The 20,525-nt window shown below is 71.7% G+C and carries 21 protein-coding genes and 2 riboswitches; of the genes, 12 read left to right on the forward strand and 9 right to left on the reverse strand.

What is annotated here, in order from left to right:
• The first annotated feature begins 234 nt into the window (after positions 1-234).
• Together AB0K37_RS24310 and AB0K37_RS24315 are read left to right on the forward strand one after the other, a co-directional pair.
• Positions 235-1,104 carry a DsbA family protein gene (locus tag AB0K37_RS24310; RefSeq protein ID WP_363984770.1) on the forward strand — a complete coding sequence of 290 codons (870 nt, stop codon included), beginning with the start codon at positions 235-237 and terminating at the stop codon, positions 1,102-1,104.
• Between the two features lie 37 nt (positions 1,105-1,141).
• Complete coding sequence (locus AB0K37_RS24315) at positions 1,142-1,339, forward strand: hypothetical protein (protein ID WP_363984772.1); 198 nt, start codon at positions 1,142-1,144, stop codon at positions 1,337-1,339.
• Positions 1,340-1,404: 65 nt separating this feature from the next.
• On the opposite strand, the gene AB0K37_RS24320 is transcribed toward AB0K37_RS24315, so the two are convergent.
• Both AB0K37_RS24320 and AB0K37_RS24325 read right to left on the reverse strand, forming a co-directional pair.
• On the reverse strand, positions 1,405-2,406 hold the full coding sequence (locus AB0K37_RS24320) for an aldo/keto reductase (RefSeq protein WP_353833724.1): 1,002 nt from the start codon (positions 2,404-2,406) through the stop codon (positions 1,405-1,407).
• Positions 2,407-2,512: 106 nt separating this feature from the next.
• Positions 2,513-3,088 carry a DUF3043 domain-containing protein gene (locus tag AB0K37_RS24325; protein ID WP_363984774.1) on the reverse strand — a complete coding sequence of 192 codons (576 nt, stop codon included), beginning with the start codon at positions 3,086-3,088 and terminating at the stop codon, positions 2,513-2,515.
• 133 nt (positions 3,089-3,221) lie between these two features.
• Between AB0K37_RS24325 and AB0K37_RS24330 the strand changes: the two genes are divergently transcribed.
• From AB0K37_RS24330 to AB0K37_RS24345, 4 genes are all read left to right on the forward strand, one after another.
• Positions 3,222-4,031 carry a PspA/IM30 family protein gene (locus tag AB0K37_RS24330; RefSeq protein WP_363984776.1) on the forward strand — a complete coding sequence of 270 codons (810 nt, stop codon included), beginning with the start codon at positions 3,222-3,224 and terminating at the stop codon, positions 4,029-4,031.
• The gene (locus AB0K37_RS24335; protein ID WP_363984778.1) at positions 4,028-4,306 is read left to right on the forward strand and encodes a hypothetical protein; all 279 of its coding nucleotides are present in this window, start codon (positions 4,028-4,030) and stop codon (positions 4,304-4,306) included. Before AB0K37_RS24330 ends, AB0K37_RS24335 begins: the two co-directional genes overlap by 4 nt.
• Positions 4,307-4,440: 134 nt before the next feature.
• Positions 4,441-5,358 carry a zinc metalloprotease HtpX gene (gene htpX / locus AB0K37_RS24340; protein WP_363984780.1) on the forward strand — a complete coding sequence of 306 codons (918 nt, stop codon included), beginning with the start codon at positions 4,441-4,443 and terminating at the stop codon, positions 5,356-5,358.
• A 3-nt stretch (positions 5,359-5,361) separates the two neighbouring features.
• The gene (locus AB0K37_RS24345; RefSeq protein ID WP_363984782.1) at positions 5,362-5,931 is read left to right on the forward strand and encodes a hypothetical protein; all 570 of its coding nucleotides are present in this window, start codon (positions 5,362-5,364) and stop codon (positions 5,929-5,931) included.
• A gap of 27 nt (positions 5,932-5,958) precedes the next feature.
• Here AB0K37_RS24345 and nadA read toward each other — a convergent pair whose 3' ends face one another.
• Positions 5,959-7,113 (reverse strand): quinolinate synthase NadA, encoded by a 1,155-nt coding sequence (gene nadA, locus AB0K37_RS24350; RefSeq protein ID WP_363984784.1) that lies wholly within the window; start codon positions 7,111-7,113, stop codon positions 5,959-5,961.
• Between the two features lie 235 nt (positions 7,114-7,348).
• On the opposite strand from nadA, the gene AB0K37_RS24355 reads away from it, so the two are divergent.
• Both AB0K37_RS24355 and AB0K37_RS24360 read left to right on the forward strand, forming a co-directional pair.
• Complete coding sequence (locus AB0K37_RS24355; protein WP_141577183.1) at positions 7,349-7,711, forward strand: iron-sulfur cluster assembly accessory protein; 363 nt, start codon at positions 7,349-7,351, stop codon at positions 7,709-7,711.
• Between the two features lie 210 nt (positions 7,712-7,921).
• Positions 7,922-8,908 (forward strand): carbohydrate kinase family protein, encoded by a 987-nt coding sequence (locus AB0K37_RS24360; RefSeq protein WP_345186179.1) that lies wholly within the window; start codon positions 7,922-7,924, stop codon positions 8,906-8,908.
• A gap of 79 nt (positions 8,909-8,987) precedes the next feature.
• On the opposite strand, the gene AB0K37_RS24365 is transcribed toward AB0K37_RS24360, so the two are convergent.
• Both AB0K37_RS24365 and AB0K37_RS24370 read right to left on the reverse strand, forming a co-directional pair.
• Positions 8,988-9,296 carry a sulfurtransferase TusA family protein gene (locus AB0K37_RS24365; protein ID WP_363984786.1) on the reverse strand — a complete coding sequence of 103 codons (309 nt, stop codon included), beginning with the start codon at positions 9,294-9,296 and terminating at the stop codon, positions 8,988-8,990.
• Positions 9,293-10,471, reverse strand: a complete 1,179-nt coding sequence (locus tag AB0K37_RS24370) for a cysteine desulfurase family protein (protein WP_363984788.1) — start codon at positions 10,469-10,471, stop codon at positions 9,293-9,295. Before AB0K37_RS24370 ends, AB0K37_RS24365 begins: the two co-directional genes overlap by 4 nt.
• A gap of 249 nt (positions 10,472-10,720) precedes the next feature.
• On the opposite strand from AB0K37_RS24370, the gene coxB reads away from it, so the two are divergent.
• The 4 genes from coxB (at position 10,721) to AB0K37_RS24390 (ending at position 14,920) form a co-directional block, all read left to right on the forward strand.
• Positions 10,721-11,425, forward strand: coding sequence for a cytochrome c oxidase subunit II (gene coxB, locus AB0K37_RS24375; protein WP_363984790.1), 705 nt, complete (start codon positions 10,721-10,723; stop codon positions 11,423-11,425).
• Positions 11,426-11,499: 74 nt separating this feature from the next.
• Entirely contained in the window at positions 11,500-13,089 is a 1,590-nt protein-coding gene (gene ctaD, locus AB0K37_RS24380) for a cytochrome c oxidase subunit I (protein ID WP_218906069.1), read from the forward strand.
• A 3-nt stretch (positions 13,090-13,092) separates the two neighbouring features.
• Complete coding sequence (locus AB0K37_RS24385) at positions 13,093-13,503, forward strand: cytochrome c oxidase subunit 4 (protein WP_179833731.1); 411 nt, start codon at positions 13,093-13,095, stop codon at positions 13,501-13,503.
• A gap of 133 nt (positions 13,504-13,636) precedes the next feature.
• Complete coding sequence (locus tag AB0K37_RS24390) at positions 13,637-14,920, forward strand: Ig-like domain-containing protein (protein WP_363984792.1); 1,284 nt, start codon at positions 13,637-13,639, stop codon at positions 14,918-14,920.
• A gap of 7 nt (positions 14,921-14,927) precedes the next feature.
• Here the strand turns inward: AB0K37_RS24390 and AB0K37_RS24395 are convergent, their stop codons facing one another.
• The 4 genes from AB0K37_RS24395 to AB0K37_RS24410 form a co-directional block, all read right to left on the reverse strand.
• The gene (locus AB0K37_RS24395; RefSeq protein ID WP_363984794.1) at positions 14,928-16,334 is read right to left on the reverse strand and encodes a M48 family metallopeptidase; all 1,407 of its coding nucleotides are present in this window, start codon (positions 16,332-16,334) and stop codon (positions 14,928-14,930) included.
• The gene (locus tag AB0K37_RS24400; protein ID WP_363984796.1) at positions 16,331-17,596 is read right to left on the reverse strand and encodes a hypothetical protein; all 1,266 of its coding nucleotides are present in this window, start codon (positions 17,594-17,596) and stop codon (positions 16,331-16,333) included. Before AB0K37_RS24400 ends, AB0K37_RS24395 begins: the two co-directional genes overlap by 4 nt.
• Before the next feature lie 39 nt (positions 17,597-17,635).
• Entirely contained in the window at positions 17,636-18,469 is an 834-nt protein-coding gene (locus tag AB0K37_RS24405) for a CHAP domain-containing protein (RefSeq protein WP_363984798.1), read from the reverse strand.
• 9 nt (positions 18,470-18,478) lie between these two features.
• A riboswitch (cyclic di-AMP (ydaO/yuaA leader) is annotated at positions 18,479-18,651 on the reverse strand.
• Positions 18,652-18,775: 124 nt separating this feature from the next.
• Positions 18,776-18,974, reverse strand: a riboswitch (cyclic di-AMP (ydaO/yuaA leader).
• A 495-nt stretch (positions 18,975-19,469) separates the two neighbouring features.
• A complete protein-coding gene (locus AB0K37_RS24410; protein WP_363984800.1) occupies positions 19,470-20,417 on the reverse strand; it encodes an NlpC/P60 family protein in 948 nt (315 codons plus the stop codon).
• Between the last annotated feature and the right edge of the window lie 108 nt (positions 20,418-20,525).

The raw sequence follows: 20,525 nt of genomic DNA on the forward strand, positions 1-20,525 counted from the left end.
GTACTTGGCGAGTTTGTTCTCGCCCACGCCGTTGACGCGGCCCAGCTCGGCCAGGGAGGTGGGGCGGGCGGTGGCGTTCTCGCGGCGCAGCCGGCCGCACGACGCGCACCGGCACCCCGGCGCCGGCCAGCCCTGTGCGGCGGCGGCGCCGCGAAGTTCGATGTTCATCCCGCCGCGAACTCTACGGTTACCCTCGGCCATAAGGATCACGACGCCCCCTCTGGAGGATTCCCGGTGGGCAACCCCCCGAACGCGCCCTGGCCCCCGCGACCGGGTCAGGGCGGGCAGCAGCCGCCCTACGGTCCGCCGCCCTTCCCGCCCGGCGGTCCCGCGCCGGGATGGCAGCCGGGTCCGCCCGGCATGCCCGGAGCGCCCCCGCCGGGACGCCGCGGCGGCGGCCTGGTGATCGCGCTGGTCGGGGCCGGGCTCGTCCTGGTGCTGGCGGTCGCCGCCGTCTTCGTCGTCCTCGTCCGGGGCGGCGACGACGGGGGAGGCGACGGCGGCGAGGAGCAGCTGAGGGTCGGCAAGATCGCCGGCGGTGCCGAGGCCACGCCCCTCGCGGACGGGAGCCTCACCATGGCCCGGCCGGGCGTCACGGGCCCGGTCGTCGACATCTACGAGGACTTCGCCTGCCCGCCCTGCGGCGCCTTCGACCGCCGGCACGACCCGATGCTCAAGCAGCTGGCCGTCGAGGGCCGCGCCAAGGTCGTCTTCCATCCGATGCTGATCTTCGGTGAGGGCACGCAGCCGGCCCACGACAACTCGCTGCGGGCCGCGGCGGCGCTGCGCTGCGTCACCGACGGCGCCCACTGGCTGTCCTACCAGGACGCCCTCTACGCCCATCAGCCCGCGAACGAGAGCGCCACCGGCTACCTGACCCAGGACCTGCTCTCCTACGCGGAGCCGCTGGGGCTCACCGGCGACGAGTTCACCTCGTGCGTGAAGAACCAGCGCCACGCCGCAAGCGTGAAGACCGTCAGCCAGGGCTACATATCGTCCGGGATCCAGGGGACGCCCAGCGTGCGGGTCAACGGGCGGACGCTCGGCCAGTCCGACACCGAGAGCCCGGACGCGCTGCGCCGCGCCATAGAGGCCGCCGCCTGACCGGCTAGTCTCACCGCGACGAGGGAGGTCGAGGGCGATGGCGTGGAGCTGGCGGCTGGAGAAGGCCGACGGGCGGACGATCGGCATGTCGGAGGAGACCTTCTCCACCCAGGCGGACGCGGAGAGCTGGCTGGGGGAGAACTGGCGGGGGCTGCGCGCCGAGGAGGTCGACAAGGTCGCCCTCCTGGACGGCGACACGATCGTGTACGGGATGAGCCTGCACGACCCGGAGTGACCGGCCGGGACGGGAGAGGGCCGCGGAGCGTCGCGCTCCGCGGCCCCCGGTGATGCTCTCCGGGCTCAGGGGCGCCTGCGCGGGCTGACGGTCTTGGCCGGGTCGCGGATGACGGTGTCGCCGAGGATCTCGTCGATCCGCTTCATCACGTCGGCGTCCAGCTTCACCCCGGCCGCCCGCACGTTGTCGGCGACCTGCTCGGGGCGGGACGCGCCCACGATCGCCGCCGAGACGTTCGGGTTCTGCAGCGTCCAGGCGATCGCGAGCTGCGCCATCGACAGGCCGAGGTCGTCCGCGACCGGCCGCAGGTTCTGCACGCGGGTCAGCAGGTCGTCGTCCAGGTAGCGCTTGATCATGTCGGCGCCGCCCTTGTCGTCGGTGGCGCGCGACCCCTCCGGAAGGGGCTGCCCCGGCTTGTACTTGCCGGTCAGGACGCCCTGCGCGATCGGCGACCAGACGATCTGGCCGACGCCCTCGCGCTCGCAGAGCGGGACGACCTCCTCCTCGATGACCCGCCACAGCATCGAGTACTGCGGCTGGCTGGAGACGATCCGGTCGAAGCCCATCTCGTCGGCGATCTTCAGGGCGCGCTCGATCTCCTCGGCCCGCCACTCCGACACCCCGACGTAGAGGACCTTGCCCTGCCGGACGAGGTCGTCGAAGGCCCGAAGGGTCTCCTCCAGCGGCGTCTCGTAGTCGAACCGGTGGGCCTGGTACAGGTCCACGTAGTCGGTCCCGAGGCGGCGCAGGGAGCCGTGGATCGACTCGAAGACGTGCTTGCGGGACAGGCCCCGGTCGTTCACCCCGGGACCCGTCGGCCAGTAGACCTTGGTGAAGATCTCCAGGCCTTCGCGGCGCTGCCCCTTCAGCGCCCGCCCGAGGACCTCCTCGGCGCGCGTGCCGGCGTAGACGTCGGCGGTGTCGAACGTGGTCACGCCCTCGTCGAGGGCGGCCCGCACGCAGGCGCGCGCCGCGTCCTCCTCGACCTGAGAGCCGTGGGTGAGCCAGTTGCCGTACGCGATCTCGCTGATCTTCAGACCGCTCCGGCCCAGGTTTCGGAACTCCATGGCCCCGACCCTAGCCCCGCCCCGCTCGTGCGGCGCGCGGCGGACGCCCCCGCCGGACGAGGCCCCGGGCCGGGTCCTCAGGCCCCGGTCCCTCCCGGACCTGCGCTCAGACCTTGTCCTTCTCGCCGAGGCGCACCCGCGGGTTCGGGATCCGCAGGCGGCGGATCTGCATCGCGCGCATCGCGGCGTACATGCCGACGCCCTTGGCGTCCTCGCCGGGGTAGCGCTCGGCGGCCAGCCGCTTGATGCCGCGGCTCAGCAGGAAGCCCTCCGCGAACACCACCACGAGCAGCAGCGGCGGCGCGAACAGGACCAGCAGCCGGGCCGCCGGGATCGGCAGCAGGCTGAGCAGCACGATCGCGAACATCGCGTACATCAGGTAGGAGCCCACCGTGCGGCGCGAGTCGACGTAGTCGCGGGCCAGCCGGCGCACGGGGCCCCGGTCCCGCTTGAGCAGGTGCTTCTCGTCGCCCTTGGCCATGCCCTCGCGCGCCTTGGCGCGCTCGACGGCCTGCCGCTCCCGCACCTTCTTGTAGGCCTCCTTGCGGGTCGCCGGCGCCGTGATCGGCTGCCGGCGGCGCTTCTCGGCCTCGCTGCGCTTGGGCGTGGGACGACCCTTGCCGCCGGGCTTTACTACCTGAGGAGGATCCGGCGGGGCCTCCGGGGTACGACGCTTGAACACAGGGATCAGCCTACCGGCTGCGAACATCGTGGCTGCCTCGCGCGTTAACGCGTAGGGTGATAAGAACCCCAGCAGTGGTCATTGAGCCCAGTTCACGACTGAGGCGACAGCACGAAGGGACCGGCGCCGCGCGATGAGCGTGATGAAGCGAATGTCGATGATCTTCAAGTCCAAGGCGAACAAGGCCTTGGACCGTATGGAAGACCCTCGGGAGACCCTCGATTACTCCTACCAGCGCCAGCTGGAGATGCTGCAGAAGGTCCGTCGCGGGGTCGCCGACGTCGCCACCTCGCGCAAGCGTCTCGAACTGCAGATCAACCAGCTCGAGCAGCAGCAGAGCAAGCTGACCGACCAGGGCAAGAAGGCGCTGCAGGTGGGCCGCGAGGACCTCGCCCGCGAGGCGCTGACCCGCCGCTCCGGCCTGGAGAGCCAGCTCAACGACCTGCGCGGGCAGTACCAGCAGCTGCAGGGCGAGGAGGAGAAGCTCACGCTCGCCTCCCAGCGGCTGCAGGCCAAGGTCGACTCCTTCCGCACCCGCAAGGAGACGATCAAGGCGACCTACACGGCCGCCGAGGCGCAGACCAAGATCAACGAGGCGTTCTCCGGCATCTCCGAGGAGATGGGCGACGTCGGCCTGGCGATCCAGCGCGCCGAGGAGAAGACCGACACGATGAAGGCCCGCGCCGGCGCGATCGACGAGCTGCTGGCATCCGGCGCCCTGGAGGACTTCTCCGGTCCCAAGGACGACATCCAGGCCGAGCTCGACCGGATGGGCTCCGGCCCCGGCGTCGACATGGAGCTGGAGCGCCTCAAGGCCGAACTCGGCCAGGGCCCCGCGCCCAAGGAGCTGAACCAGGGCTCGCCGACCGCCCAGCCGCAGCACCAGCAGCAGGACACCCCCCAGCAGGCCCCGTGGCCGCAGAACCCCGGGGGTGCCCAGTGATCGTCCGTCTGATGGGCGAGGGCCAGCTGGACGTGGCCGAGGGCGACCTGTCCTCGCTCAACTCCCTCGACGCCGAGCTGGAGGCGGCGATCGAGTCGGGCGACGAGACCGCGTTCCGCGCCGCGCTGCACGCCCTGCTGGAGAACGTCCGCAAGGTGGGCAGGCCGCTGCCGCCGGACAGCCTGGAGCCGTCCGAGCTGATCCTTCCCCCGGCGGACGCGCACATCGACGAGGTGCGCTCCATGCTGGGCGACGAGGGGCTAATCCCGGACTGAGCGGCTGCGGGCTCGGGTCGTCCCCCGGGACGCCCCGCCGCGCGGGTCCGGGTCGCGTTATGGACATCCGGGCACAAAACCCGCGCCTTGGACGTTCGTCCAAGTGAAGAGCAGTAAGGACTGGGGGTGGCCGGATGGCCAGGACGCGTTACGCCTCCGACCGGGGGCTGACATCGCGGATGCTCGTGACGATGTTCCTGCTGGGGCTGGTGTACGTCGTCTTCGTGGGGGCCTTTTTCGTCTTCGCGCCGAACTGGGCCGGCGTCGCGCTGGTGGTCGCGGTGCTGTTCCTCCTCGCCCAGTACTTCTTCTCCGACCGGATGACGCTGTTCGCCATGCACGGCCGGGTCGTCTCCCCCCAGGAGGCGCCCGAGCTGCACGGCGTCATCGACCGCATCTGCGCGATGTCGGACGCCCCGAAGCCGCGCGTCGCGATCGCCGACACCGACGTGCCGAACGCGTTCGCCACCGGCCGCAACCAGAAGAAGGCCGTGGTCTGCGTGACCACCGGCCTGCTGCGCCGGCTCGACCCGGTCGAGCTGGAGGGCGTGCTCGCGCACGAGATGGCGCACGTCGCGCACAAGGACGTCGCGGTCATGACGATCGCCTCGTTCCTCGGCATCCTCGCCGGCCTGATCACCCGGTTCGGGCTCCAGTGGGGGCTGTGGGGCGGGTTCGGCCGCCGCAGCAACGACCAGAACACCGGGCTGATCCTGCTGGCCGTCGTCGCCGCCAGCGCGCTCGCCTACGCGGTCAGCTTCCTGCTCACCCGGGCCCTGTCGCGCTACCGCGAGCTGTCGGCCGACCGGGCCGCCGCGCTGCTGACCGGGCGCCCCTCCGCCCTGGCCAGCGCGCTGACGAAGGTCACCGGCGAGATCGCGCGGATCCCGACCGGCGACCTGCGCTCCTCGCAGGCGTTCAACGCCTTCTTCTTCACCCCGGCGCTCGGCAGGGGGGTCAGCGTCTCCGCGCTGTTCTCCACCCACCCGTCGCTGGACCGGCGGCTCGCGCAGCTGTCGAAGATCTCCGAGCAGCTCAGCAGGGGAGTGTGATCCGTGGGGTTCCTGGACACCCTGCTCGGCCGGTCCAAGCCGGCCAAGCCCGACCTCGACCAGATCTTCGGGCTGTCGACCGCGGCCGTCACCCTGGAGGCGGCGACGGGCTTCACCCCGACCGGGCTCGGCTCGGTGTGCTTCCGCGCGGCCGAGGGCGGCGCGTTCGCGCGGCTGCAGGCCGACGTCCAGCAGCTGCTGGACGCCGACGAGGGCCCCAAGGTCCAGTTCAGCACCGACGGCTACGGCTACACGTGGCTGCTCGCCGAGCAGCGCCCCGAGCAGCTGCCCGACCTCGTCACCGACCTGCACGCGGTGAACGCGACGCTGGAGGCGGGCGGGTTCGGCCCGCACCTGCTGTGCTCCCTGGTCGGCTTCCAGGGCCCGGACGGCCGCCGTCTCGCGCTCGTCTACCTCTACAAGCGCGGAACGTTCTACCCCTTCGCGCCGCTCCCCGGGGACAAGCGCGACAACGCGCTCGAACTCCAGGTGCGCGGCGCGATCGGGGCCGACCTGCGGTTCGAGCAGGACCTCGGCCGGTGGTTCCCCGTCTGGGGCGCCCCCGGCCTGTGATCCCGTCCGGCGGCCGGCCGCGCCCGGTCAGGGCAGGGCGAGCATCTGGTCGAGGGCGGCGCGGGCGTGGTGCGCGGTCTCCTCGTCCACCTCGATGACGTTCTCGACCTTCCCCGCGGCCAGCGACTCCAGCGACAGCACCAGGTGCGGGAGGTCGATCCGGTTCATCGTCGAGCAGTAGCAGACGGTCTTGTCGAGGAACATCACGTTCTTGTCCGGGTGGGCGTTCGCCAGCCGCCGCACGAGGTTCAGCTCCGTCCCCACGGCCCAGGACGACCCGGGCTCGGCGGCCTCGATCGCCTTGATGATGTACTCGGTCGAGCCGATCTGGTCGGCGGCCGTGACGACCTCGTGCCGGCACTCGGGATGGACGAGGACGTTGACCCCCGGCACCCGCGCGCGGACGTCGTCCACCGACTCCTTGCTGAACCGGCCGTGCACCGAGCAGTGGCCCCGCCACAGGATCATCTTGGCGTCCCGCAGCTGCCGGTGCGTGAGGCCGCCCTCGCGGCGGTGCGGGCTGTAGACGACGCAGTCGTCCAGGGAGAAGCCCATCTCCAGGACGGCGGTGTTGCGGCCGAGGTGCTGGTCGGGCAGGAACAGGACCTTCTTGCCCTTGGCGTAGGCCCAGTCGAGGGCGCGCTTGGCGTTGGACGAGGTGCACACCACCCCGCCGTGACGTCCGACGAAGCCCTTGATGTCGGCGGAGGAGTTCATGTAGGTGACGGGGACGACGTCGTCGGCGATCCCGGCGTCCTCCAGGACCTCCCAGCACTCCTCGACCTGGTCGAAGGTCGCCATGTCGGCCATCGAGCAGCCCGCGCCGAGGTCGGGCAGGATCACCCGCTGGTGGGCGGCGGTCAGGATGTCGGCCGACTCGGCCATGAAGTGGACGCCGCAGAACACGATGTAGGGCGCCTCGGGGCGGGCCGCGGCCCGCTGGGCCAGCTTGAACGAGTCGCCGGTCACGTCCGCGAACTGGATGACCTCGTCACGCTGGTAGTGGTGTCCGAGGACGAACACGCGGTCGCCGAGCGCCGCCTTGGCGGCGCGGGCCCGCTCGACGAGGGCGGGGTCGGACGCCGCCGGCAGCTCGCCGGGGCAGTCCACGCCGCGTTCGCTCGCGGGGTCGGCGCCGCTGCCGAGCAGCAGCAGCGGTAGGTCGCGCACTGGGGTGGTCACGGCGGTCTCCCTTCGCGACGGGACTTATCGTCGCTTTGACGACTAATGATGGCATATGCGGCGGGGGGTTGGCGGTGTGACGTAGACCGCACCCGTGCGGGGCGTTAAACACGGCCGAGAAGCGGAATGGGCATGTGGCGAGGTACGTTGTCCTACGGGAAGAGGCACAGACGTCTTCGAGGACAAGCGACAGTCCGCCGCTAGCGCGGCGCAGCGAGACCCGGGAGCTGAACACATGACGGTTTCAGGCGAGACCACGCAGGAGACCACGCAGCAGGGCGTCATCCTCACCGACGCCGCCGCCGAGAAGGCCAAGGGCCTGCTTGAGCAGGAGGGCCGCGATGACCTTGCGCTGCGTGTCGCCGTGCAGCCGGGCGGCTGCTCGGGTCTGATCTACCAGCTCTTCTTCGACGAGCGCGAGATGGACGGCGACCAGATCCAGGACTTCGGCGGCCTGTCGGTGCGCGTCGACCGGATGAGCGCGCCCTACCTCACGGGCGCCACCATCGACTTCGTCGACTCGATCGAGAAGCAGGGCTTCACGATCGACAACCCGAACGCGTCGGGTTCCTGCGCCTGCGGCGACTCGTTCAACTGACGCGCGGCGAGCGCTCCGGCGGCGGTCGGGCGTAGAGCCTGGGAGGGGCGGTCCGGACCTGTGTGGTCAGGGCCGCCCCTCGACGCTGCCCTGCGGGCGTTCCGCGGCGAACTGTCGTGCGGCGGTGATGTGTGGTGCGATGGTGGGTAGCCTGACGGGTTCGAACAGCCGGTGAAACAGCCGGACGACCACGACGAGGAGAGCGACGCCGTGCGCATCGCCGTGACCGGTTCCATTGCGACCGACCATCTGATGACCTTCCCCGGAAGGTTCACCGACCAGCTCCTGCCCGACCAGCTCCACCGGGTGTCGCTGTCCTTCCTGGTGGACGAGCTGGAGATCCGCCGCGGCGGCATCGCCGCCAACATCTGCTTCGGCATGGGCAGCCTCGGCAAGGAGTCCATCCTCGTCGGCTCCGTCGGTGACGACTTCGCCGACTACCGCTCCTGGCTCGAACGGCACACGGTCGACACCGCGTCGGTGCACGTGTCCGAGATCCACCACACGGCGCGGTTCCTGTGCACCACCGACCAGGACCAGAACCAGATCGCCACCTTCTACGCCGGCGCGATGAGCGAGGCCCGCTCCATCGAGCTGCGGCCCGTGGCCGACCGCGTCGGCGGCCTCGACCTCGTCGTGGTGAGCCCGAACGACCCGGAGGCGATGCTGCGGCACACCGACGAGTGCCGCGACCGCGGCATCCCGTTCGCCGCCGACCCCTCTCAGCAGCTCGCCCGGATGGACGGCGCCGACGTCCGCCGCCTCATCGACGGCGCCGCCTACCTGTTCAGCAACGAGTACGAGAAGGCCCTGGCGGAGGAGAAGACGGGCTGGTCGGGGGAGGAGATCCTCTCCCGCGTCGGCGTCCGCGTCACCACCCTCGGCGCCAAGGGCGTCGTCATCGACCGCGAGGGCGAGGAGGGCGTCCACGTCCCCTGCGTCCAGGTCGACTCCGTCGTCGACCCGACCGGCGTCGGCGACGCGTTCCGCGCCGGCTTCCTCTCCGCGACCGCCTGGGACCTGCCGCTCGAACGCGCCGCCCAGGTCGGCAACGCCATCGCCGCGCACGCCCTCGAAGCCGCCGGGCCGCAGGAGTACACCCTCGGCCGCCGGGCGTTCCTCGACCGCTTCGCGGCCGCCTACGGCGCCGACGCCGCGGCCGACATCGAGCCGCACGTCGTCTGCCCGACCCCGTAGCCGCGCCCGTGACACGGGCACATCGGAAGGCCGCGCCGTTCCGGCGCGGCCTTCCGCCTGTCCTCGGCCTTGCCCGCGCCTAGTACGTGCGGCGGATGTGGAAGCCCCAGCCGCCCTGCTGGAGGGTCTCCTCCCGGACGAAGTCCTGGGACTTCATGCGGCACCAGGCGGGGATGTCGGTGCGGGCGGCGGCGTCGTCGGCGAGGACGGCGACGACCTGCCCGACCGGGACCTCCCGGATCCGCTCGGCCAGCATGATGATCGGAATGGGGCACTTGCGGCCGAGCGCGTCGATGACGAGCACGGGCGGCGGCCCCTCCGGCTCCGCGGGGGGCGGCGGCGCGTCGGCGGGCGGTGTGACGGTCCTGGCGCGGCCTCGGAACCTCATGGGCGCGACCGCCTCCCTGTCTCGAAGGTGTTCATCGTCGTCCGGCGGAGGCGGGCGACGGCGTCGGGAAGCACGGTGAGGAAGCGGCCGACGTCCTCCGAACCGACGCCTCGCGGCAGCGATACCCGCACGTTCCCATGCGTAATCACCCCCATCGCCTCCAGCACATGGCTCGGACGCAGCGTATCCGCCGTGCAGGAGCTGCCGGAGGAAACGGCGAAACCCAGCCGGTCGAGTTCGGTCAGCAGCGCCTCCCCCTCCACGTACAGGCAGGAGAACGTCACCAGGTGGGGGAGCCGGCGGACCGGGTCGCCGATCACCTCGACGTCGGGGACGCTCCGCGGCACCTCCGCCCGGATGCGGTCCACCAGGGCGGAGACGCGCGGCGCGTCGGCCGCCATGTCGGCGCGGTAGGCCGTCAGCGCGGCCGCGGCCGCCGCGATCGCGGGGACGTTCTCGAACCCGGGGACCCGGCGTGCCTCGCGCTCGTCGTCGGGCAGCGGCGAGCGCCACCGGGTGCCCTTACGGACGGCGAGCACGCCGACGCCGGCGGGCCCGCCCCACTTGTGGGCGCTGCCGGCGAGGAGCGACCATCCGGCGGGGACCTCGACCCGCCCGAGGGACTGCGCCGCGTCGACGAACAGCGGCACGCCGGCCGCGCGGCAGGCCCGCGCGACCTCCTCGACGGGCTGGAGCGTGCCGACCTCGTGGTTGGCCGACTGCAGGCAGGCCAGCGCGGTGTCGGGGCGCAGCGCCGCCGCGAACTCCGCGGCGTCGACGCGGCCGGTCCGGTCGACGCCGACGAGGGTGACCTCGCCGCCGTCGCGCTCGTGCAGCTCGGCGGCGTGCAGGACGCTGGAGTGCTCGACGGCGCTCGCCACCAGGTGCCGCCCGGTGCGCCGGCGCGCCTGGAGCCCCCCGAGGACCGCCAGGTGCACCGCCTGGGTGCCCGAGGACGTGAACGACACCTCGTCGGCACGGGCGCCCAGGACGCCGGCGACACGCGCGCGTGCCCGGTCGAGCAGCATCCGGGTGCCGCGGGCCGCCCCGTAAAGCCGGGCGGGATCGGCCCAGGCCGCGTCCAGCGCCTCCAGCAGCGCGGCGCGCGCCGCCGGGTGCGGCGGCTCGGTGGACGCGGCGTCGAAGTAGCCGCCCGGATAGCTCGGTCCTGCCACGTGAGAACACTAACCGGGCACCCGATCGGGGGTTCGCGCGACCCTCGCGCTAGGGTGTCCACCACACGTGTAATCACTGATCTCTCCGCCCGGCCGACCGGGCTTCATCCGTGGGGAAGGCATTCCGTGAGTCCGACCCGCTCTAGGGAGCGGCGTACGCCTGTGCGCAGTCGCCGCGCATTGAAAAGCGCCGGCGCGCTAGGGCTGCTGGCGCTCTCCGCGACCGCGTGCAGCGGCAGCCGCCTGGGCATGCCCGAGCCGATCAGCGTCCAGGGCGAGCGCATGCTGAAGCTCTGGCAGGGCTCCTGGATCGCGGCGTTCGCGGTCGGGGCCGTGGTCTGGGGCCTGATCATCTGGGCGGTGCTGTTCCACCGCAAGCGCTCCAACGACCTGCCGCCGCAGGTCCGCTACAACATGCCGATCGAGATCCTCTACACGGCGGTCCCGTTCGTCATCATCGCGGTCCTGTTCTACTTCACCGCGAGGGACGAGAACTTCGTCGAGAAGACCACCAAGGACCCCGCGGTGGTCGTCGACGTGATCGGCTTCCAGTGGAGCTGGCAGTTCGACTACAAGGAGAAGGACGCCGCGGGCAAGGAGAGGACGGTCGCCTCCGTCGTCGGTCAGCCCGTCGCCCCGAACGGGCCCGCTCCCGCCAAGCCGGTGATGACGATCCCCTCGGGCAAGACGGTGCGGGTGCGGCTGCACGCCAACGACGTCATCCACTCGTTCTGGGTGCCGGCACTGATCTACAAGAAGGACGTCATGCCGGGCTACACCAACGAGTTCGAGTTCACGGCGAACAAGCTCGGCACCTATGAGGGCCGCTGCGCCGAGCTCTGCGGCGTCGACCACAGCCGGATGCTGTTCCAGCTCAAGGTCGTGACGCCCGAGCAGTACCAGAAGTTCATCGCCGATTCGAAGCAAGCAATGGCCGCGGGAGGTGTCAAGTGACCGCCACGAGTCACGCACCGAGCGCGCCGATCGCCGCGCCGCGGACGAGCAAGGGGCGCATCATCGCCTCCTGGATGTCGTCCACCGACCACAAGGTGATCGGCTACCTCTACCTGATCACCTCGTTCGTGATGTTCCTGTTCGGCGGCGTGCTCGCGCTGCTGATCCGCATGGAGCTGTTCGAGCCGGGGCTGCAGTTCGTCAGCAACGAGCAGTACAACCAGCTGTTCACCATGCACGGCACGATCATGCTGCTGATGTTCGCGACGCCGCTGTTCGCGGGCTTCACCAACGTCATCATGCCGCTGCAGATCGGCGCGCCCGACGTGGCGTTCCCCCGGCTGAACATGCTGGCGTACTGGCTGTTCCTGTTCGGCAGCCTGATCGTCATCGCGGGCTTCCTGACCCCGGGCGGCGCGGCCAGCTTCGGCTGGTTCGCCTACGCCCCGCTGTCGGACGCGGTCCGCTCGCCGGGCGTCGGCGGCGACATGTGGGTGATGGGCCTGGCGATGTCGGGCTTCGGCACCATCATGGGCGCGGTCAACTTCATCACCACGATCCTGTGCATGCGGGCGCCGGGCATGACGATGTTCCGGATGCCGATCTTCACCTGGAACGCGCTGCTGACCTCGATCCTCGTCCTGCTGGCGTTCCCGGTCCTCGCCGCCGCGCTGCTGGCGCTGGAGGCCGACCGCAAGCTCGGCGCGCACATCTTCGACGCCGCGCACGGCGGGGCGCTGCTGTGGCAGCACCTGTTCTGGTTCTTCGGGCATCCGGAGGTCTACATCATCGCCTTGCCGTTCTTCGGCATCGTGACCGAGATCCTCCCGGTGTTCAGCCGCAAGCCCGTCTTCGGCTACATCGGCCTGGTCTTCGCGACCATCACCATCGCGGGCCTGTCCATCACCGTGTGGGCGCACCACATGTTCGTCACCGGCCAGGTGCTGCTGCCGTTCTTCTCCTTCATGACGTTCCTCATCGCCGTTCCCACGGGGGTGAAGTTCTTCAACTGGGTGGGGACCATCTGGCGAGGGCAGTTGACGTTCGAGTCGCCGATGCTGTGGTCGCTGGGCTTCCTCGTGACGTTCCTGTTCGGCGGGCTCACCGGCGTCATCCTGGCGTCGCCGCCGATGGACTTCCAGCTCTCGGACTCCTACTTCGTCGTGGCGCACTTCCACTACGTCGTGTTCGGCACCGTGGTGTTCGCGATGTTCGCCGGCTTCTACTTCTGGTGGCCGAAGTTCACCGGCAAGATGCTGAACGACACCCTCGGCAAGATCCACTTCTGGCTGCTGTTCATCGGCTTCCACGGCACGTTCCTGCTCCAGCACTGGCTGGGCGCCGCGGGCATGCCGCGCCGGTACGCGGACTACCCGAGCGAGTTCCACGGGCTGAACGAGATCTCCAGCATCTTCTCGTTCATCCTCGGGGCCTCGATGCTGCCGTTCTTCTACAACCTCTACATCACGTGGAAGCGGGGCACGCGCGTCGAGGTCGACGACCCGTGGGGCTACTCCAACTCGCTGGAGTGGGCGACCTCCTGCCCGCCGCCGCGGCACAACTTCAACTCGATCCCGAAGATCCGTTCCGAGCGGCCGGCGTTCGACCTGCACCACCCGCACGTGGGTGCCAAGGGCGAGCTGGCCGGGGCGAAGGGGGAGTAGCCGATGCGCGTCCAGGCGTTCATGTTCTACGGGTGCGCGGTCTTCTTCCTCGCCACCGACGTCGTCTACTGGCTCTGGTCCAACGACTGGACGGGCACGACGGCGCTCGCGCTCGCGGTCGGCCTCGCCGGGCTCATCGGGTTCTACATCCACTTCACGGTCCGGCGCCTCGAGCGCGCCAACGCGGGCCCGCTGTACGAGGACGACCCGGAGGGCGAGATCGCGGACGCGGCCGGCGAGCTGGGCTTCTTCAGCCCGCACAGCTGGTGGCCGCTGTTCGTGGCGCTGTCGGCCACGGCCGTGGCGCTCGGCGTCGTGTTCGGCTGGTGGCTGGTGATCCTCGGCGCCGCCGCCGCGATCCTCACGTCCGTCGGTCTGGTGTTCGAGTACTATCGGGGTCATTTCGCCCACTGATCAGTAAAAGAACCCCATCGGGGGCCGGTGTCCGCTTTTTAGCGGGTACCGGCCCTTTCGAACTTACTGGGCGCAATTCCAGCGACCGGGCTGGAAACGACAGATCGCCCAGTGGAACGACCGGGGGGTCCACATGCGGGTGAGTGGCTCAAGGCCGGGAGACCGGGGGCGGCGCACGGCCGTGCTCGTCGTCGGCGGTGTGCTCGTCGGCGCGGGTGCCGCCGCGTGTTCGGGGGGCGCCGGACCGGACGGCATGGACGAGGTGAAGCTCGCGGTGTCGCCGGACGGCGGCGGGAAGCTGCGGCCGGACAGCCCCATCGCCGTCGAGGCGCGGCAGGGCACGATCGAGAACGTGACGGTGGCGACGAAGGACGGCGCGGTCGAGGGGGACCTGAGCGCCGACAGGACGCGGTGGCGGTCCCGGTGGACGCTGAAGCCGGGCACGGCGTACACGGTCGACGTCACCGCCCTCGGCCGGGACGGCAGGACCCGCACGGTCCGCAGCGGCTTCTCCACGGCCGAGGTGAAGAAGACCAACGACGTCACGATCGAGGCGCCGTTCAACAAGGAGACCGTCGGCGTCGGCATCCCGATCATCATGCACTTCGCCCGTCCGGTGAAGGACCGGGCGGCGGTCGAGCGGGCGCTGGAGGTCACCGCCGACAAGACCGTCGAGGGCGGCTGGAGCTGGTTCGGCAGCCAGGAGGCGGTGTTCCGGACGAAGAGCTACTGGCCGGCCCACACGAAGGTGTCGTTCCGGGCGCACCTGAGCGGCGTACGCACCGGGCAGGGCGTGTACGGCGGGAAGGACTACGGCGTCGACTTCAGGGTCGGCGACTCGCACGTCTCCACCGCCGGCGAGGACAGCCACAAGATGGTCGTGCGGATCAACGGCAGGAAGGCCCGCACGATCCCGACGAGCATGGGGAAGGGCGGGGAGCGCAAGTACACCACCACCAACGGCGTCCACCTCGCGATGGGCAAGGAGGACCCGACCGTCATGACGTCGGAGTGGGACGGCTGCGGCCCGGGCTGCGCCGGGTACTACAGCCTCACCGTCTACAAGTCGGTGCGGATCTCCGACAGCGGCGAGTACGTCCACAGCGCGCCGTGGTCGGTGGGCTCCCAGGGCAGCGAGAACGTCAGCCACGGCTGCATCAACGTCAGCCCGTCCAACGCCAAATGGTTCTACAACCTCGCCCAGCGCGGCGACCCCATCACGGTGACCGGCAGCGACCGGGAACTGGAGGCGGAGAACGGCTGGGGGTACTGGCAGGTGAAGTGGCAGGACTGGGTGAAGGGCAGCGCGCTGAAGCGGTCGGTCACGACGGCCGCCCACGTGGACGCGGCGACCCTGTCGGCGCAGCGGGGCGCCCGGCCCAAGGCGCCCGAGAAGCAGCGGGCCGAGGGCAACTGAGCCGCGGCTAGCGGAGCGGCGGGGGGACCTGGACGCTGTGCAGGCGCGCCCAGTCGCGGGCCATGGCGATCCGGTCGGGGGCCGACGGGTGCGTGAGCCACAGCAGGTACTCCGCGGTGTCGGGGTCCAGGTCGGAGATGTTGCGGACGGACAGCGCGTGCTGCATCGACACGAAGGTCGACGGGTCGCGGGTGAGGTCCAGCGCGTGCGCGTCGGCGCGGGCCTCGATGCGGCGGCTCACGAGGTTCTGGACGGGGGCGGCGAGCGTCGTCCCGGCCGCCACCAGCGCGAGGAGGAGCGCGATGGACCTCGGGTCGGCCGCCGCACCGCCGCGGCGCGCGTCCGGTCCGGTCCCGCCGGCGCCGGGCCCGCCGGGATCGAGCCCGGCGCGCCGCAGCAGGCGCGGGGACGTCATCAGCAGGTACAGCAGGCACATGGCCCCCGCCACGCCGAGCGCGCCGACGAGCGTGCCCCACAGCACGTCGTCGCGCTTGGCGTGGCCGAGCTCGTGCCCGACGATGGACTCGACCTGGGCGGGCGGCGACTTCAGCAGCGTGTCGTAGAGGACGATGCGGCGCGTGGAGCCGAACCCGGACACGTAGGCGTTCAGCGAGGTCGTCCGGCGGGAGGCGTCCGCGACGAGGACGTCCTCGACGGGCACGCCGTCCCGCCGGGCCATCGCCAGCAGGTCGCTGCGCAGCTGCCCGCTCGGCAGCGAATGGAACCGGTTGAACACCGGCTCCACGGCGAGCGGGTAGACGAACGAGGCGAAGACGACGAGGACGAACCCGCCCGCGGCGGCGCCGGTCCACCAGTGGCGCGGGAAGCGGCGGGTGAGGGCGTAGAGGAGCAGCAGGGCGATCGTGTAGATGACCCACGTGACGGCGAGGGACTTCGCCTGGTCGACGAGCCATGCGGGCCAGTTCTGCGTGGACAGCCCGTACCGGCGCAGCACGGACTCGCTCCAGACGCGGAACGGGAGCCCGGCGACGCGCAGGAGCGTGGTCAGAGCCATGGTCGCGACGATGATGCGCAGCGGCCGGCGGCGTGTCCTCGCGGTGGCCCAGCCGATGAAGCGGGCGCCCAGCGGCGTGAGGCCCAGCACCAGGATCAGGGCGAGGCCGACGAGGAGTCCCGTGTAGGCGGGCGGGTTGACGGCCGAGTCGAACGCCCGGGAACGGGCGATCTCGGCGGGGGTGAAGTCCAGCGCGGGATCGGGTTCCACCCGCCCGCCGGGGACGTGCCCGGGCAGCGGGTTCCACGGCGTGGTCTTCGCGAGCACGGTCGCGACCCCGGCGAAGAGCACGGCGGCGGTGACGGCGGCGGCGATCCGGGGCCGGCGCGCGGGGGCGGCGCCGGGCGTTCCGGCGGCGCCGTCCCCGGCGCGGTCCTCGTCGGTCTCCGCCTCGCTCATGCGAGCTCCTCCTTCACGTAGTCGCGCCACAGTTCGGTGAAGCGCTCCCGCGTCAGGCCGAGCACGTCGCGCAGCGCCGCGGCCTCCGGGGCACGCCCGGCGGCCCGGTAGAGCCGCACCAGCGCCGCTTCACCGTACCGGTCGGCGACCATCCGGCAGGCGAGCCAGGCCTCCTGGTAGGCCTGGGAGAGGCGGGGGGAGCCGCCGGCGAACGCGTCGGCGGAGGGCAGCGCGGAGGGCGCGCGCCCGGCGGAGACCTCGCGGCGCAGCTCGCCCGCCGCCGACCGGGTGCTGATCTTGACGCGCCGGTAGCCGACGTAGTCCGCGAAGCCCTCGATCAGCCACAGCGGGGTGCGCCCGTCGCGGGCGCCGCCGGTGGCGACGTGGGTCAGCTCGTGGGCGAGGACCACGTCGCGGCCCAGCTCGTTGAGGCGGCCGAAGGTGCCGGGGGAGACGATGACGCGGTCCTCGCCGCGGCCGCCCCCGGCGGCCGGGGCGACGGCGGCGAGCGCGGCGATCTGGCCGAGGCTCTGCCCGGGGCCGGCGAGCGCGGAGGCGACGGTCGCGTCGGCGGGGACGAGCGCGACGACCCGCCGCGCCCACCCCGTGCCGACCACGGACGTCACGGCCGGGACGGCCGCGTCCAGCCGCCGGGCGATGCCGTCGAGGCCGGCGCCGTCGCCGATGACCAGGCTCGTGCGGCCCCTGACCACCGTCTGGGGGCCGCAGTCCCAGATGTCGGTGTCGTCGGCGAGGCCGCGGGACGTCCCGTCGCCGACGATCGTCCACGCCCCGCCCCGCGGGGCCAGCGTGAGGTAGCGGGTGCGGGCCACGTCGCTCCGGTCGAAGCCGCGCAGCCTGTAGCGCGCCTCGACGCGGACGACGGCGGTCTCGCCGTCCACGGCCTCGGTGCCGACGACGCGCTCCCGCCAGCCTTCCAGGGGAAGCTTCCGGAGGTTCCCGTACATGCGTGACTGGGTGTCCTGGAAGGCGGCGGGGGCGTTGCCCACCGTGGCGAGGAACGCCATGCGGTCGCCTTCGCGGACGGCGTCGGCGCGATTGGCGAGGACGGCGGCGGCCATGGAGGGGCTGAACGTCCCGGCGGACGGGGAGCCGGGCGCGCCGGCGTCCGCCGCCCCGCCGCCGGAGCGCGAGCCGGCCAGGCCGGCCCCTCCGGCGAGGAGGACGGCGAACCCGCCCGCGCCGAGGGCGAGAACCCGGCGCCGCGTCACGGGGGCTTCCTGCCCGGGGCCTTCCTCCATGGGCGCGATCCTATGCAGGGCGCGGGGCGGGGGGTGCCGTCACGACCGGTAGTCCGGGTAGCCGTAGCCGACGACGACGTCTGTGGAACGTTCCTTTATCCGGACGGCGTTGTCGGTGTTGCCCTCGACGGTCTCGATCGTGCCGTCGTCGACCTTCTTGACCACCATGCCGACGTGCTCGATGTCGTCGACGGACTCGCCGCCGTCCCACGCGAAGAAGACGATCGCGCCGGGCTTCGGCTCGGTGCCCCAGCGGCCGTGCTCCTGGAACCAGCGGGCGTGGGCGACCGTCCAGGCGTCGCTGCCGACCTGGTCGCTGAAGCCGATCTGCTCGCCCACCCAGGAGACGAACATGTCGCACCAGTTCGCGTCGCCGTAGCCGCTGAGGGAGCCGCCGTCGCGCGCGAGGGTCTCCTGTGCGCGGGACGTGGCCATGTACCACTCCTGGAACTTGGTCTCGCCGCCGCCGTCCTCCTCGACGCCCACCTGCGAGCGGGCGAGCTCGATGGCCTGCGCGGCGGTGGGGCGCGGCTTCGCGGCGGTCTTCGCGGCGGCCTTTCCGGAGGTCTTCGCCTTCGGCTGCTCGGGCCGGTCCTTCTTCGCCGGGGCCTTCGAACCGGCGGTCCCTGACTCGTGCTCGGACGTGCGCCCGGACGGGCCGCCGTGCGCCGTCAGGCCGGGGGCCAGGTCGGCCGCGGCGGCGGACCTCGCCGGGGTGGAACCGAACGGCAGGACCGACGCCTGCGCGGTGGCGGCGGCGGTGCCGAGCACGGCGGCGCCGACGATCACGCCGCCGGTCGTCCGCCAAGTGAGGGACAGGGGGTTCGGCTTGCGATGCCTGCCGGGGGTCTTCTTGCAGTGCGCGCGTGGCACGGGGGGATCTCCTCGACTTCCATGCCGCCTACCGGGTTAGCTGACGGGTTCGGGCGTGGAAGCCGCCCTACGGCCCGCGAAGGCAGGCCGATTCACCCCGAAAAGGACGCAGTGGGTCCCCGGTTCCACGGCGGCCGCGCATGCGGGGGCACGGCGGTCCGCGGATTCGGCGGTGACGTGCCCGGGGGGCGGGCACGCCGGTTCTGATGGGGAATCTCGGCGGGCGCGTGAGCGCCCGCCGAGTGAAAGGGGGGTGGGGGCGCGGCCGCGTGGCGGCCACGCCCCAGGTAACGCTGCGGGATTCACTCCTTCTCTTCCAGACGCCTACCGGGTTAGCTGACGGGTTCGGGCGTGGAAGTGGCCCTACGGCGGCTCTCACCGGACTGCCGGGAGAGACGCGCCGATTCACCCCGGGTGCCGGAATGCCCGTCCGGAGAGGTTCTCCGGACTCCGGCGCAGATGGGTCCCCGGTTCCGCGCTGAGGCGGATTCGGCGCTGCCGCTGCGATCCTGGGGGCGAGATGGGGCCCGGCGCGGGACCTGTCTCCCGCGTGCGAACGAGCGGCGCCTTGTGTTGTGGCGGACGGCGGCCCGTCTCCGGGGACCGTCCGGGGCCTGCCCCGTGTAGGTCACCGCGGCTGCGCGCTCAGCGCCATGCACGCTGCGGCGTGCGCACGGTGGGACGGGGTCGGCCGGGTCTGCGTCGAGACCGTGCGGCGCCTTCGGGCGCCGCGGGACGGCACGTGGGGCGTGCCGCCTTGGGGGAGCGGCGCGTGGCTCGCGCCGCCGTCACGCGGGTGCTGGATGCGCCGCGTGGGGCCGGGGCGCCGGGTGGGCGCCGCGGGTCCACGGCGTCTGGAGGGCGCCGTGAGTGGTGCAAAGGTACCAAAACCCCAAAAGAAGGCAAACCCCCCCAAAATCAACAACGGACCAGGTCAAGCCTGGTCCGTTGTCGATGGAGGCCCGATGCCGCCCGTGGGGCGGGGGTTCTGGGCGGTGCGTCAGGGACGTCCGGCGCCGTAGTAGTTGCTCAGGTAGTAGCCGGAGGTGATGTCGCTGATCTTGACGACGTCGCCGGTGTGCGGGGCGTGGATCATCTTGCCGCCGCCCACGTAGAGGCCGACGTGGCCGAGGTTGCTGAAGAACACCAGGTCGCCCGGCTGCAGGTTGCTCTTGGCCACCCGCTTGGTCGCGGCGTACTGGGAGTTGGTGGTGCGGGTGATGCCGACGCCCGCGGCGGCCCAGGACTTCATGGTCAGGCCGGAGCAGTCGTAGGAGCTCGGGCCCTCGGCGCCGTAGGAGTAGGGCTTGCCGAGCTGGGCGTAGGCGAAGTCGAGCGCCGCGCGGGCCGGGCCGCTGGCCGGGCCGTTGTAGGTGCCGCCGGTGGGGCCGCCGCCGCCCGGGCGGGAGGGCGTGCTGCCGCCGCCGAGCCGACGCACGAGCGCCTTCTGCTTCTGCACCTGCTTGTCGAGGTCCTGCTTCTGCTTCTTCAGCTCGTCCTGCTTCGACTTCACCTCGTCGTAAGCGGCCTTCGCCTGGGACTGCTCGCGGCGGAGCCGCTGGGCGGTCGCGAGGAACTGGGTGAGCTGGGAGCTGCGCTCGTGCGACAGGTGCGAGAAGACGGCGGCCTGGTCGAGGATCGACTGCGGGTCGTTGCTGCCGACGAAGCCGGTGACGTCGGTCGAGTCACCGTTCTTGTAGGCGGTGGCCGCCATCTGCGCGATCTTGGAGCGCTGCTCCTCGAAGCTGGCCTGCTCCTGCTTGCTCGCCTTGGTCGCGGCGTCGAACTTCTTCTTGGCGACCTTGAGCTTCTCGCGGTTCTGGTTGAACTGCTCGACCTTCTGGTCCATCTTCTCGTTGAGCTTGTCGAGCGTCTTCTGGGCCTGCGCCCGGGTCGGCTTGGGCTCGGCGTGCGCCACCACCGGGGAGCAGGTCAGGGAGACCGCCACGGTCAGTCCGGCGACGGCCGCCAGGCGACGGGAGACGCCTGTGCCCGCAGAGCCCGCCCTGCGGCCAGGCCGCTGCGCCGGTGCCCCGATGTGATCATTGGCCACGGT

The sequence above is a fragment of the Actinomadura sp. NPDC049753 genome (genome assembly GCF_040674655.1).
Taxonomy (GTDB): Bacteria; Actinomycetota; Actinomycetes; order Streptosporangiales; family Streptosporangiaceae; genus Spirillospora; species Spirillospora verrucosospora.

What these genes read in the sequence shown, in the direction of transcription:
- AB0K37_RS24385 (WP_179833731.1), top strand. Translation starts at nt 13,093, where the DNA reads ATGCGCGTCCAGGCGTTCATGTTCTACGGGTGCGCGGTCTTCTTCCTC.
- AB0K37_RS24365 (WP_363984786.1), bottom strand. Translation starts at nt 9,296, where the DNA reads ATGAGGTTCCGAGGCCGCGCCAGGACCGTCACACCGCCCGCCGACGCG.
- AB0K37_RS24390 (WP_363984792.1), top strand. Translation starts at nt 13,637, where the DNA reads ATGCGGGTGAGTGGCTCAAGGCCGGGAGACCGGGGGCGGCGCACGGCC.
- AB0K37_RS24320 (WP_353833724.1), bottom strand. Translation starts at nt 2,406, where the DNA reads ATGGAGTTCCGAAACCTGGGCCGGAGCGGTCTGAAGATCAGCGAGATC.
- htpX (WP_363984780.1), top strand. Translation starts at nt 4,441, where the DNA reads ATGGCCAGGACGCGTTACGCCTCCGACCGGGGGCTGACATCGCGGATG.
- AB0K37_RS24355 (WP_141577183.1), top strand. Translation starts at nt 7,349, where the DNA reads ATGACGGTTTCAGGCGAGACCACGCAGGAGACCACGCAGCAGGGCGTC.
- AB0K37_RS24330 (WP_363984776.1), top strand. Translation starts at nt 3,222, where the DNA reads ATGAGCGTGATGAAGCGAATGTCGATGATCTTCAAGTCCAAGGCGAAC.
- AB0K37_RS24315 (WP_363984772.1), top strand. Translation starts at nt 1,142, where the DNA reads ATGGCGTGGAGCTGGCGGCTGGAGAAGGCCGACGGGCGGACGATCGGC.
- AB0K37_RS24400 (WP_363984796.1), bottom strand. Translation starts at nt 17,596, where the DNA reads ATGGAGGAAGGCCCCGGGCAGGAAGCCCCCGTGACGCGGCGCCGGGTT.
- AB0K37_RS24395 (WP_363984794.1), bottom strand. Translation starts at nt 16,334, where the DNA reads ATGAGCGAGGCGGAGACCGACGAGGACCGCGCCGGGGACGGCGCCGCC.
- ctaD (WP_218906069.1), top strand. Translation starts at nt 11,500, where the DNA reads ATGTCGTCCACCGACCACAAGGTGATCGGCTACCTCTACCTGATCACC.
- coxB (WP_363984790.1), top strand. Translation starts at nt 10,721, where the DNA reads ATGCCCGAGCCGATCAGCGTCCAGGGCGAGCGCATGCTGAAGCTCTGG.